The following is a 13,294-nucleotide window of genomic DNA, read 5'->3' as shown; positions in this document are numbered from 1 at the left end:
GACTCACGCACTCAAAACTCGCGCACTCAAAACTCGCGCACTCAAAACTCACGCGCTACCGACGCTTCTTCCCGCGCTGAAAACTCTTGCTACCGCCACTTCGATCGAAACTTTGAGCTTTAGGAAACAATCGCTTCTCTAGTTCATCGTAGCTGCCCTCGAAGTCACAATGACCGTACAGGGGGCATTGGCGGCAATAGACGCCATCCGTATAGCGTTCTAAGTTCTCCCGGTTGAAGAAATATGGCTTTTGGCTAAAGGTGCTGGCAACCCACTGCCAGGAGAGATTATTGCTGGCTGGATCGCCATCCAGTAAGTGTTGCAGAAACCATCTTGCCCCGACTTGCCAACGAATCCGCCGCCAGTGAACTAGGTAAGCGGCTAGCCACATTCGCCCGTGGTTGTGCAGGTAGCCAGAGGAGTGCAAGTCGCGGCTAAAACTGTCAATACAGACCATGCCGATGCTACTTTTGTCAACATCTTCCGGTAACTTTTCGGCATAGTCTTTGGCTGTGTAGCCTGTCTTGTAAGGCTCTTGATCTTCCCAAATGTCGTTTCCCAGCTTGGCATAGAGACGCTGCCAGTAATCGCGCCAGCCGAGTTCGTTGATGAGTTTTTGTGCGTCATCTCGGTTTTCCACTTTGTCCAGCACAGCATCCCGCACTTCTGCCAAGCTCAAGACGCCGTAGCGGAGATAGGGTGAAAGGCGCGTGACTGCGCCACTAAAAGAATTGCGCGTTTTGGCGTAACGGGCGGGATCTACTTGACTTAAGAAGGCTTCTGCGGCTTTACGTCCTCCTACGGTGGTAGCGATCGCGTCATCGCGTTCGGCGGCGGTAGGAAATTGTTCGCGGAGATAGGTAATTAAATCGTCGCGGCTGGCAAAATCTCGCCGCATATCTCGATTATTTGGCGTGGCGTTCATCGGTTAGCGATCGCTCCAAACTTATCGAGTGTAACAAGTGAGCCGCCTTCTGGCGCTCTTCAAAAGCAAAAAAGCCGTTTTCTTTGAGAAAACGGCTTTTTCGGAACTTATTGGATTGGTAAGCTCGCTGGCGAAGGTAAATCTTCTTCCAACATCGGTGCGGGTGCTTCTTGTCGCTCCAAAAATTTACTCAAGGCGTAAGCCATATCCCCTCTCGTCATCGGATTTAGGGGATTCAGATTGCCTTGTTCATCGGGATTAGCAAATCCCTCGTAAAGTGCAGTTGCCATCGATTTTTTAGCCCAATCCGGTATATTCCCGGAATCTGGATACTTCGCAAGAATTTTAGCAACGGTGTCATTCGGAAACTGAAATACACCGTGAGCTTGGGCAAAGATAGATAAAGCTTCAGCGCGATTGATTTTTTGGTTGGGGAAGAACATATCTCCCCGATATCCCTTCATAATGCCAGTTTTTAAAACTGTCTGAATGTCGTTATATGCCCAGTGGGAAGAAGGTACATCTTGAACTGAAATAACTTCTTGTTTGGTGGCACCCGCTCGTTTGTCCAGTTTAAAAGTTTTGACCAAAATTGAGGCAAGTTCTGCACGACTGATGAATTGTTCTGAACGAAACTGTCCATCAGGATATGCAGTCATTAATTTGGCAGCAATCACCTGTTCGATGGGGTCAGATGGGGCGTCTGAAGCAGGTTGTGTTTGAGCAGAAACAACTGCTGGAAAACATTGTAGAAACCCCAATAGAGAAAGAGTGCCCAGGATCTGACGCATAATTAAAATCACTTTTCAGTTGCTAACTTCACTGTATAAACACTGGAACCAAATCTTCATCGCCCATTCGGGTCAATCCAAGCGGGGATGTTGGCAATAATGGTGACGAATCTGGAGTTTGCAAAGTTGCAACCAGTGCTAAGACCGTGGATGCTTCCGAGGAGCCGTTGCAAAAAGTGGCATTCGCTGACGACGATCCCGGCTAAGAGCGCATAGGAAGAAGGCGATCGCAACAATCAGCCTAGACACTCCCAACCTAAACAATCGGAACCTCTCGAATTATTAACTTCCTTAGAAATCGCCACATTCGCTTCTGATAGCTGTGTCATAATTACGATCCTTAGATATCAAGTTCTTAACTAGGTGTAGCTCACTCACTTTATTTTTATGAACTTTCACAGCGAAAACAGAAATTCCTACTCCTAAGCTGGTGAACTAGGATGAGAAGGGACAACTGGGAAAAGGGGAAAGATGAAGTCTCAAAAAAGGCGTACACCCACTTCCTTTATCTGCCATCCCTGGTTTGTTCGGATTGCGCGATCGCTTTGGCGTATGCCGCAGTTAGCGGCTACTCGCTCTAGCGTATGACCGCAAGTTAGCGGCTACTCGCTCTAGCTGCTCCCGCTAACTGCAACTGCTCGCGTAGCAGTTGCATAAACTCATTCAACCTGCGTTCGTTCTCTCACACATGAGCAACTTTCCAGACTTATCCAGCCACGGTTATCAGGTCGTCCGAGAATTAGGACACAACCGCGCCGGTGGTCGAGTAACCTACCTGGCGCTCAATCTGAAAACTCGGCAACCCGCTGTCATTAAACGGTTTCAGTTTGCTAAAATCAACGCCACCTGGTCAGACTACGACGCCTACCAGCGCGAAATTCAAGTGTTACAGGGACTGAATCATCCCGGAATCCCCCGCTACCTAGATTCCTTCCAAACATCCGATGGCTTTTGCATGGTTCAGGAGTATAAAAAAGCACCGTCTTTAGCCGTACCTCGTAGCTTCGACCCGGATGAAATTAAGAAAATTGCCGTCTCTTTATTAGAAATTCTTGTTTATCTGCAAAATCGCATTCCCACTGTTATCCATCGAGATATTAAACCCGAAAATATCTTGGTTGATGGCAACATCAATGTTTTTTTAGTTGATTTTGGTCTGGCTCGAATTGGGGATGGGGAAGTAACGATGAACAGCGTGGCAAAAGGAACTTTAGGGTTCATGCCGCCCGAACAATTATTCCATCGGCAGCTTACTGAAGCCTCAGATTTATATAGTTTGGGAGCAACGCTAATTTGCTTATTAACTGGCATCAAATCTTCTGAGATTAGCCAGTTAATTGATGATGATTATCGAATTAATTTCAAGCATCTCGTTCCCAAGCTCAGTCTGCGGTGGATTGACTGGTTGCAAAAGATGGTGGAAATCAAACCAAAAGACCGCTATCCTAACGCAGCGATCGCCTTGGAAGCTCTCAAGCCTATCTATGTGATTCGCGTACCCGAAGCGAAGCTGAGTAAACCCATCCTAGAATTTAAGGCAAGAAAATTAGGTGAAAGGGTGACTCAAACAATCGCAGTTACGAACTCGATTCCTGATACCCTTCTGGAAGGAAATTGGGAAGTGGCACCCCACGAAAGCGATCCCCCCCATACACCAGATACTCACACTTGGATTTCTTTTGATTCCGTTAAGTTTGAGAACAATCAGGCGAAGTGTAAAATCAATGTGAATACCAGCAGGTTGATGGCAGATAAGACCTACGAGCGACATCTGTTATTACACACAAATTCTCTGCCAGAAACTCACGATATTACTGTTAAGATTCAGACTGCCCCGGTTCCGATTGCGAACAAAAAACTACCTTATATGGCGCTCGCTTTACTGGTGACACTTGCTGCCTCGGCGGCTTGGATTGAGGGAATCGCTTGGGGCGGAACGATTGCCCAAGTTGGGGCGATGGGTGTGGTCATGGCCGGGTTTATCACGCTGTTGGTCGCTGCATTTGGTGTGGCAGCAGCGGCTACGGCGGCGGCTGGGGCTGTGTTTGTCGCTAAGCTTCTATCCAGGTATAAAGTTAAGTTTGCGGGTATAGACACGGTTGTAGCTTTGTTGGTTGCGGGAATTGTCGCTTTTTTTGTAACGGGTTTTGGCGAGCAATTTAGAGTGGCAAATTCGGCGGCGGTTGGGTTTGAAGCGGTGGATTTTGCTGTATTTATGGCTGGTTTTGGGGCGCAGAGTCTGGCAGTTAGTTGTTTGAAAAGAGGATTTAGTCCCAATCTCGCGATTGGGGTGTCGCTATTAGCAATGGCGTTAGGCATGACTTTAGGAGTTGGCTTCCAAGTTGGATTGCTAAATCCTTTGGTGATGGGCGCTGTTTTGGCAGTTGGTTTACCTTTGGGAACCATCTTGTTTTATCCCCCTTTTGAGCGGGCAAGGTTAATTGGTAACTATCGCAAGTTTGAGCAACATTTGATTAAGCCGTAGTCAGGCAATTTGGCTCACGCCGCGTGCAACTTTTTTTAGGGAGTTTAGGCAAAGGCTTTCAACCTGTCAAACAGGTTGAAAGCTTTAAGGTAAGAGATTTATCTTCAGGAGCGGGGACGGTTTCATTCACACACCAAGGATATTCATGCCGTGAATCCTGGCAATCATCCGATTTGTTAAGGCTGGTGGTAATCTCTTTGGCTAAAGAATAATCGGATGTTTATACAGATATCTCAGGATTTTGAGGGCGATCGCACAAAGCAGAAATATGTTCCCAGATATTTGTGCCAAATTAATCTTCCAGTCACTCCGGCAATCGTCCCAAAACTGCCTCCGATAGGACCTAAAATATTTCCGACTCAATTGTTTGAGTCATTCTATAGCGATCGCGCAGTTAATTCTGCTTTAAGGTGTAAGCTTAAGGTGCTTTCATCCAAAGCGATCGCACTTCTACTCTTTGCCATAGTCCGGTTGTCCGTCAGCATCAAAAAAATTTCGCAGCCCGCTTTTGTTAATCCCTCTTATCTAGAGCTACCAGCCGAATGCTACTGCATACAGCTTTAAGCTCATCCTTTCATTGATTAACAGTTTTTTTTATCACTCCAACTTTTACTAGCCTTGTTAGGATACAATTGTCGGCTGAGTAAGAACTACCAGATGCTGCCTCTCGATAAGCGAGGAAATAGTCTACACTGCAAGGACTCGCTTCTGGGAGCGGCTAATACACCTGCCTCCAAAACAACCTTATTACCACTCTCCTACACGAGCCTCTTATGGAAACTAGACAATACACAGAAGATATAGATTTTAAAAAATACTGGCTTATCCTCAAACGGCGTTGGCTACCCGCCAGTACCGTCTTTATATTTACAGTTGCACTCGCCGCCGCATTTGCGTTCTTAAAAAAGCCTACCTACGAAGCCGAAGGGAGGCTTTTGTTTAAGAAGCAAAATACGACTTCTGCTTTAGTCACAGAGGCGGGAGCAAAAATCGGACAGTTAGAACCGCTCAATGTCTTGAATACTCCTCTGGATACAGAAGCCGAGATAGTCCGTTCTGAGCCTCTGATACAAGAGACGATAAATTCTCTAAACCTAAAAGACAAAAAGGGAGATCCCCTAAAACCTGCTGATTTCCTAAAACAGCTTACGGTAAAAGGGATCAAAGGAACCGATGTTTTGCAGATATCCGTTAAAGGCAAAGATCCCCAGGAAGCTGCAAAGATAGTCAACAAACTGATGGATTTGTATCGCGAGAAGAATGTACTTAATAACCGCGCTCAAGCAGCGGCGGCTCGCGAATTTATTAGTAAGCAGCTACCGAAGACTGAAGCCACTGTTCGTCAAGCAGAAGCCGCTTTGCGTAGTTTCAAAGAACAGAATAACATTGTAGCTCTAGAAGAAGAAGGAAGCTCAGCCGTAAAAGCGATCGCAGAGCTAGACAGCAAAAAAGCGCAAACTCAAGCTGAACTTGAAGATGCAACTGCTAGAGTCGCCGCCTTCCAAAGTAAGATAGGACTGAATTCACAGCGGGCTATGGCTCTAAACTCGCTCAGCCAATCTCCCGCAGTTCAGCAAGTGCTGATAGAACTCCAAAAAATTGAAGGCGAGTTGACAGTTGAGCGCACCCGCTTTCAGGATGAAAACCCCAAAATAATTAATCTCGAAAGCAAACAAGCGGCATTAAAAGCTTTACTACAGGAACGGGTAGGAGAGATTGTTGGCACCAACCAACAAGTATCCGAAGCAAATTTACAAATTGGGGAACTTGAACAAAAACTGACCGCAGAGTTAGTCAACGCAGAAGTGCAACGCTTAGGTTTGGCTAATCAAGTGACTTTTTTATCTCGCGCTCAGGAGGCGTACAAACAAAGAGCGAACATTTTACCTAGATTGCAACAGGGTCAGCGGGATTTACAACGGCAAGTAGAAGCCGCGCAATCTACCTACCAAATTCTTTTGAAAAATCTTCAAGAGGTACAGATTGCGGAAAATCAAAATGTAGGCAACGCTAGTTTAATTTCCGCCGCTACAGTTCCAGAAAAGCCCGTAGGTACTCGCAAGCTAATAATCATAGCTGCCGGAATTGTTGCAGGCAGTCTACTTTATGTAATTACTGCTTTCCTTGTAGACCTGAAAGATCCAACTATCAAAACTGCAAAGGAGGTGCGGGAGTTATTTAAATATACTGTCCTGGGAATGATTCCTTCTTTGAAGAAAAAAGTTACTTTTCGCAGTAAGAAACTAGAAAGAATTCTTCCGCAGCTTCCTGTTAGAGATAATCCACATTCGGTTATCAGTGAAGCTTACCGTATGCTTCAGGCAAACTTGAAGTTTCTCAGTCCAGATCAAGAGCTGAAAGTCATTGCGGTGACAAGTTCTGTTTCCAAAGAAGGCAAGTCTACAGTTTGTGCCAACTTGGCTATCGCTATGGCTCAACTAGGAAGACGAGTTTTATTAATAGATGCGGATCTGCACCATCCCATGCAGCATCATATCTGGGACTTGACTAATGCAATTGGTCTGAGCGATGTCATCGTTAATCAAGCTGAGTTTGAGATGGCTGTGCGAGAAGTGATGGATAACTTGGATGTGCTTCCTTCTGGGGTGATTCCTCCTAATCCATTGGCTCTTGTTGACTCAAAGCGGATGGCTGGATTAATTGACAATTTTTCTAAAGACTACGATTTTATAATCCTTGATACGCCTCCAATTGTTCTGGTGGCAGATGCTCTGGCAGTAGGCAAGATGACTGATGGTATGTTATTGGTAGTTCGCCCAGGCGTGGTTGATACTGTCAGCGCTGCTGCTTGTAAGCAATTTTTGGTGCAATCAGGTCAGAAGGTCTTGGGCTTGGTCGTCAATGGTGTGATTGTGGAAAACGAACCTGATAGTTATTTCCACCATGCCAAGGCATACTACAAGGAAGATGCCAGTACGCCAAAAATGCTGACAGCGAAGGCTCCTAAAAATAGCGATCGCGCTTAAACAAGCATTAATCGATTACTTCTAGCTCGAACCATAAGCGTACCGTTGTAAGGACGTTCTATACGCTTATGGCGAATCCTCTTCTCCTAACCGTGTTCGGGGTAGGAGAATTTTGTTATGGGAAAAAGGCGAGTCCCCTTTCCGTGTAGAGAAGACCGCTGATATACACTTGCTTAAATGCGTTACGTTGATACCCCTCACCAATAGGACAACTAAGCAAATTCGCTCTTGCAGGCTGCTACTGCGGATCGGCAAAGAAATATTTTCTAGTAGAGAATATTAAATAAAATTCTATTTTTGTATAGTGGCTGTCAAATTACACTTTTAAATACAGACTTCGTTAGCAGTCTATATCCGATGCCTCGGAAAGTTAATTGTAAAGTACGAAAGTACAATTTATACAATCAAGCGGTTTTACGTATAAACTCAGTTCGCATCTTCCATAAGGAGTATTCATAATTCCTACTTTTGATAGTAGTAATAGGCTTCGGAAAGTTAATCGTAAAGTACAATTCATCTAACTAAGTAATCTTACGTACAAACTTAGTCCGCATCTTCCATAAGGAGTATTCATAATTCCTACTTTTGATAGTAGTAATAGGCTTCGGAAAGTTAATTGTAAAGTACAATCCATATAACTAAGTAATCTTACGTATAAACTTAGTCCGCATCTTCCATAAGGAGTATTCATAATTCCTACTTTTGATAGTAGTAATAGGCTTCGGAAAGTTAATTGTAAAGTACAATCCATATAACTAAGTAATCTTACGTATAAACTCAGTCCGCATCTTCCATAAGGAGTATTTGATAACTACTACTTTTGATAGTAGTAGTAGGAGTAACGAGTTCTCTTCTAGGGTGGTATTAGATTTGGGAAAAGCTTAGGAATGGCTGGGTCAGGGTTTTTCGGGTTTGGGAGAAATTATTGGGCAGTGTGAAAATTGAGCGATTTTTTGCCTTCATAGCGTCTTGAACCTCATTATAAAGTTGCCATGAAGTCAAGTGGGAAATTTGAGAACTTTCTGTAAAATCTGGCAAATTCAATTTACTTAAGTAGGGTTTTACAGTAATCTAAGCAATTATGAGGAAGAGAATCTCAGACTCTCAAGTCAGCTAAGCAATCATGCTGAAATAAATCTACTGACAGACTGCTTAATTAATCTTTGCCACAACAAAAAAACAACCAATACACCTAGCTATATATAGGTATTGTTATGCGTAAACCTGTTTTGACTATCTTCTACCAGTTCAATCCGAGTAGCATTAGCATCGGGGGTATACAAACAGTCATACGCACTTTTGTTAAATACGCTCCTAGCGAGTTTGAAATCCGGCTGGTAGGCACGGAGAACGATCCATCGCAACCCATAGGAGTATGGAGAGACGCCCAGTTGGCAGGCAGAGAGATCCGCTTTATGCCCTTGTTTTTTATAGAAAACGATAACTTTAAAAAATTAGTACCAACCACTATTAAATATACGGCTGCCCTTTTGGGTCGGAATTTGAGTTCGGATTTCATGCACTTTCACAGGCTGGAACCCACACTTTTTACTCGCAACTGGTCAGGAGAAAAGACTCTCTTTATTCACAACGATATTCAAAAGCAAATTAATTCTGCGGACAAAAAAAATGCGATTCTGTGGCAACGTTTTCCAGCAGCATATTTTGCTATCGAACGCTATCTTGTAAGTCAGTTTTCTCAAATCTTGTCGTGTAATACTGAATCGGTGCAACATTACCAGCAGCATTACCCAGAGATAGCAGAGCGCATTTCCTACGTCAAAAACACAGTAGATAACGAAATCTGCTACCCATTGACCTTAGATGAACGAGAGAAAGGTAGGCGCACACTTGCACAGCAGATGGGTTTAGCGGAAGATACACGCTTTATTCTATTTGCTGGTCGCCTTCACGCCCAGAAAGACCCCGTCTTGCTAGTCCGCTCCATTGCTGCCCTGAACGATTCAAATGTTCACCTCCTCATAGCAGGCGATGGAGACTTAAAGGATAAGCTACGTTCTGAGATTTCCCGCCTTGGATTGTCCGGACAGGTAACGCTGCTGGGACCATTAGCCCAGGCAGAACTTGCACAGTTGCAACGTGTATGTAGTGTTTTTGTACTAACGAGCGCCTATGAAGGTCTTCCTATGGTCGTTCTCGAAGCACTTGCCAGTGGTACGCCAGTGGTGACAACCCAATGCGGCGAAACTCCAAACCTACTCACTACTGATAGTGGAGTGGTGTGCGAGGAGCGATCGCCAGCCGCAATTGCAGATGCCTTGCGGAAGGTACTGCACAACGGTGGAGATTATCCAATCGAGGCGTGCGTTAAAGCTGCCAAACCTTACAGTGCCAAGACTGTCGTGGGTGATATCTACAGCGATATGCTAAGCCGCTGGCAACAGCGGAATTTGTCTACTAGCCAGATTAATCAAAAAACTTTTACCGGGGTTTCGCCATGAAAATTGCCGTAATTGGAGCAAAAGGGTTGCCTGCTAAACAGGGTGGTATCGAGCACCACTGTGAAGAAATTTATTCACGGGTTGTGGAACAGGGTCATGAAGTGGATTTGTTTGCCCGTTCCTCATACACTGGAGATGTTTCGCTCAGCCATTATAACGTTCATGGTGTGAAGGTTGTTTCCATACCCAGCTTGAATATCAAGGGAATGGATGCTCTGTTGAGTTCGGCGTTGGGAGCGATCGCTTCCAATGCGAAGCGTTATGATATCGTTCACTTCCACGCTTTAGGACCAGCCCTCTTTACTTGGCTACCCAAACTTGCTTCCTCGGCAAAAGTTGTTGTTACCTGTCATGGCTTAGATTGGCAACGTGCCAAATGGAACAAAGCTTCTAGCGACCTAATCCGTCGCGGCGAACGTGCTGCTGTCCGCTTCTCTGATAGCATGATCGTCGTCTCAGAGGAACTGCGCTCATACTTTAAGGAAACTTACGGTAAGGAGACAATTTATATTCCTAACGCACCCTCAAATATGGGTGATTCAGACCCTACTTTTAGCTATGGAACTTCGCTAGGTCTGGAACAGGGACGCTATATTCTATTTTTAGGTAGACTCGTACCGGAAAAGTGCCCTGACTTACTCATCAAAGCCTTCCAAAACCTTCAGCAAGAAGGATGGAAACTCGTCATGGTGGGCGGTACCAGCGATACCAATGAGTTCACCTCGGAGATCACCGAGATGGCGGCGAATAACAAGAACATCATATTCACAGGTGAACTTAGAGGTCCCCGTCTTGCAGAAATCCTTCGGGGTGCGGGATTGTTTGTACTTCCTTCTGAGTTGGAGGGATTACCTCTATCAATGTTGGAAGCAATGCAGGAAGGTGTTCCCGTACTCGGTAGTGACATTCCCGTGCATCAGCAATTGATCGGCAAAAACCGAGGGATGCTTTTCCAGGTAAAAAATGTAGACTCCTGCCTCCGCAGCTTGGAATGGGCAATCAATCACCAGAATGAATTGGCGGTAATGGCTAAAAACGCCCAGAGTTATGTGCAAGCACACTATACCTGGAACCAGATTACTAGCGAAACATTGGAGTTGTACAGAACACTCACCGCCCTTGCTCCACTAGACAACAAAAACGGCAAACGAATTGCAGTTACATCAGACCTGGTCAAGGCTTAAGATCGCTGTTGCATTTCTAAATTGTCAATATAACTTAATATTTTCCTGCCAGGTGATAGGGGCGCACAAATAGCTGTACGCCCCTACTATTTTTTGTCTTTATATTATCTTTATATTTTTTTTACACAAAATAGCCATGAACACTCACTTCACCAGTGTTATAAGCGCGACACACCTATCTACATTCAATTACGTATTTACTAGCAGCATTTAGCAGCATTCAGTTAAAAAAACTTAGCTTTCAGGACAAAATCAGAAAAACATCCTTTAATTTATTTGTAGAAAAATATACTTAAAGCGTCTCCGTATGTTTTCGGGTTTATAAAGGAGTTCTTTACAAAAAATTCAAAAAATTCACTGATGTCAAGACCCTGTAGTGTTTCATATCCTAGAGGGGTAAACAAAACTATTTACCAAAATGAACGCCTTTATCAAGAAACTAATTTCTACAAGCGTCATGTTTCTCTTCACGGCTGCTGGTTTCGTAGTATTGGCATTTTCGGTAGTCTTGATGACGGTTGAATCCCTCGTCTCGTACGTGTTGTCACAAGTAACAGCACTACAAAATCATTCTTTAACAGAACGTGTTACTAGCGTGAAAGAACCGTCTTCTGTTAAAGGCTAATGCCTTGGTACTTTTCGGGTAAATTTAACCAGTATTCAGGGGCGAATTGCGTGTACGGGCGCGGAAGATAAAGCAGCCTACTCCTTGGAATCGTCAGGAGTTCCGTAGTAGATGCCCCTGCCATTGGTACCAACGAAAACCAAGCCAAACTGTTGCCAACTCGCCTCCATCGCATTTGGCTCGCCAGCGATGGGATTTTGGCTAGAACCAATGCTTATCCAAGTTCTGCCTCTGTCGAGAGAACGGAAGATTCCCTCGCCCATACCAGAAATTTTTCCATACAAATAAAGCTCTGGAGTTGTCCTTCCGGTCTGCGGTTTCCCAAAAGTAAACAAATGCGCCTTTTCTACTGAAGGCAGCTTAGCGAACGTTTTGCCACCGTCTGTGGAGTTAAATAAACCTTCCTAGTCTAAGCTGAGCCTGACTTCAGTTTTCGCATCTGGAACTGTTTTCAGCGCATACGAATAGTAGTCACTCTTAATATTGGGAATCGATGAGTTGACAATGCTAAAGGCTAAAGGATGCACCTTGGTCAGTGCTGCGGTAAACTTTGCTGTCGCTGTAATAGTAAAAAGTATTTCCATCTACTTTATTCGCCACCAAGGGCTGATCTCAATACCAGGGACCTTCTGAGCAATTTGGTAGTCCAGACACTGCACTCCCTGAAGCGCCGCCATTAGTGGTGCGTAGGGGTAGAGCTTTACTTACAGCTACAACGAACAAGTTTGGATTAGTTGCCGATATCGCTACGCGCAGTGGCATTGATGCCGGAAACGACGCAAACTTCTTCCAGGTTAATCCACCGTCTGTTGAAGTTGCTCCTGTAGAAGTTGAGTTCCACCTTGAACCGCCAACGCGGACAAGATGCCAACGCTCTTTGTAAGCGTTGGGGATAAAGTTGCGACTTTCGCCCATTGTCGCGCCTGCATTCGAGGATCTCCACACCCCATCGTGCCGCGAATCAAAGAAAATAATGTTGGAGTTAGCCGGATTGAGAGCTAGTCTTTTTCCCACCCAGCAATGCTCAACATTACTGTCTATCCCTAAGTTTATGTTTAGTTTAGTCCAGTTTTAACCTCGCTCTGTGGACTTAAAGATTGATCCTTTAGGTTGCCACTGGGAGTATTTACCTGCTGCCATGTAAACGATATTTGGGTTGATGGGATCTGTTGCGATCGCTTCTTCCCCGTAATATGTTTTCTCTTTCATTGTGAAGCTGTCATGTAATCGAATGCAGGTTTTATCTTCGGCATTCCAGCGATAAAAGCCACCAGCGTCGGTTCTGATCTAAACCAGATCCTTTTGTGCGTTGTAAGTATAAACACCTGTAACAAACCCTCTACTGCCTATCGACACGTTAGCCTAGCGACGTAGGAAGTGGGTGCCATCGGTACGGACACAAGATCCGCGCCTACAATCGGCTGTTGGTTGCTACCTATTGCTACTAGCAGTACACCCAAGCATAGTGCCAATAAACACAGGAGCCACAGCCCGATGGAGAAGTTTTAATATCATGATTGCCTAAACACTGGTAAGATTACAGACATTTTGCAGAGAATAATGTAAGTTATCTATTTCATAAAGTTGAAGTTCTAATGAAGAATTATCAAGCCTTCCATAGCTCAATGCCAAATGTGTAAATATTCAGTGTCTTTATAAAAGCTTTAAACTTTGGGGGGGAATTCTCACAAATCCACACTGTTGTCTGTGGTAAATTAAATTTGCTTGCTTAAAAAGAGATTGGCACCCAAGTACGATCGCTTTAACTGTTGCTGAGATATTTTTGCCAATCTCTACTAGCGTTAGTAGCAATTGACTATTTATTCAATGAAATA

At 44.5% G+C, this 13,294-nt stretch carries 12 protein-coding genes; 5 read left to right on the top strand and 7 right to left on the bottom strand.

Annotated features, from left to right (window positions below):
• Positions 1–55: 55 nt before the first annotated feature.
• From H6F52_RS05865 to H6F52_RS05855, 3 genes are all read right to left on the bottom strand, one after another.
• Positions 56–898, bottom strand: a complete 843-nt coding sequence (locus H6F52_RS05865; RefSeq protein ID WP_190532861.1) for an FAD-binding domain-containing protein — start codon at positions 896–898, stop codon at positions 56–58.
• A 134-nt stretch (positions 899–1,032) separates the two neighbouring features.
• The gene (locus H6F52_RS05860; RefSeq protein WP_190430327.1) at positions 1,033–1,716 is read right to left on the bottom strand and encodes an S-layer homology domain-containing protein; all 684 of its coding nucleotides are present in this window, start codon (positions 1,714–1,716) and stop codon (positions 1,033–1,035) included.
• 56 nt (positions 1,717–1,772) lie between these two features.
• On the bottom strand, positions 1,773–1,949 hold the full coding sequence (locus tag H6F52_RS05855; RefSeq protein ID WP_190436328.1) for a hypothetical protein: 177 nt from the start codon (positions 1,947–1,949) through the stop codon (positions 1,773–1,775).
• Positions 1,950–2,404: 455 nt separating this feature from the next.
• On the opposite strand from H6F52_RS05855, the gene H6F52_RS05850 reads away from it, so the two are divergent.
• From H6F52_RS05850 to H6F52_RS05830, 5 genes are all read left to right on the top strand, one after another.
• On the top strand, positions 2,405–4,201 hold the full coding sequence (locus H6F52_RS05850; protein WP_190532719.1) for a serine/threonine-protein kinase: 1,797 nt from the start codon (positions 2,405–2,407) through the stop codon (positions 4,199–4,201).
• Between the two features lie 216 nt (positions 4,202–4,417).
• A complete protein-coding gene (locus tag H6F52_RS05845) occupies positions 4,418–4,765 on the top strand; it encodes a hypothetical protein (protein WP_190532715.1) in 348 nt (115 codons plus the stop codon).
• Positions 4,766–4,974: 209 nt separating this feature from the next.
• Positions 4,975–7,188: a polysaccharide biosynthesis tyrosine autokinase gene (locus H6F52_RS05840; RefSeq protein WP_190411461.1), complete on the top strand. Its 2,214-nt coding sequence runs from the start codon at positions 4,975–4,977 to the stop codon at positions 7,186–7,188.
• 1,214 nt (positions 7,189–8,402) lie between these two features.
• Positions 8,403–9,650 (top strand): glycosyltransferase family 4 protein, encoded by a 1,248-nt coding sequence (locus H6F52_RS05835; protein WP_190430324.1) that lies wholly within the window; start codon positions 8,403–8,405, stop codon positions 9,648–9,650.
• Positions 9,647–10,834 carry a glycosyltransferase family 4 protein gene (locus H6F52_RS05830; protein WP_190532712.1) on the top strand — a complete coding sequence of 396 codons (1,188 nt, stop codon included), beginning with the start codon at positions 9,647–9,649 and terminating at the stop codon, positions 10,832–10,834. Before H6F52_RS05835 ends, H6F52_RS05830 begins: the two co-directional genes overlap by 4 nt.
• Positions 10,835–11,536: 702 nt before the next feature.
• Here H6F52_RS05830 and H6F52_RS05825 read toward each other — a convergent pair.
• The 4 genes from H6F52_RS05825 to H6F52_RS05810 all read right to left on the bottom strand — a co-directional run bounded on the left by H6F52_RS05825 (position 11,537) and on the right by H6F52_RS05810 (position 12,668).
• Positions 11,537–11,722 (bottom strand): hypothetical protein, encoded by a 186-nt coding sequence (locus H6F52_RS05825; RefSeq protein WP_190678293.1) that lies wholly within the window; start codon positions 11,720–11,722, stop codon positions 11,537–11,539.
• Between the two features lie 141 nt (positions 11,723–11,863).
• On the bottom strand, positions 11,864–12,043 hold the full coding sequence (locus H6F52_RS05820; protein WP_190532706.1) for a hypothetical protein: 180 nt from the start codon (positions 12,041–12,043) through the stop codon (positions 11,864–11,866).
• A gap of 28 nt (positions 12,044–12,071) precedes the next feature.
• Positions 12,072–12,473 carry a hypothetical protein gene (locus H6F52_RS05815; RefSeq protein WP_190411465.1) on the bottom strand — a complete coding sequence of 134 codons (402 nt, stop codon included), beginning with the start codon at positions 12,471–12,473 and terminating at the stop codon, positions 12,072–12,074.
• Between the two features lie 57 nt (positions 12,474–12,530).
• Positions 12,531–12,668 carry a hypothetical protein gene (locus tag H6F52_RS05810; RefSeq protein WP_190411466.1) on the bottom strand — a complete coding sequence of 46 codons (138 nt, stop codon included), beginning with the start codon at positions 12,666–12,668 and terminating at the stop codon, positions 12,531–12,533.
• Positions 12,669–13,294 lie beyond the last annotated feature (626 nt).

Source organism: Coleofasciculus sp. FACHB-542, assembly GCF_014695825.1.
In the GTDB taxonomy this organism is placed as follows: domain Bacteria; phylum Cyanobacteriota; class Cyanobacteriia; order Cyanobacteriales; family FACHB-T130; genus FACHB-T130.
This window is presented reverse-complemented; position numbering and strand designations above follow the sequence as displayed.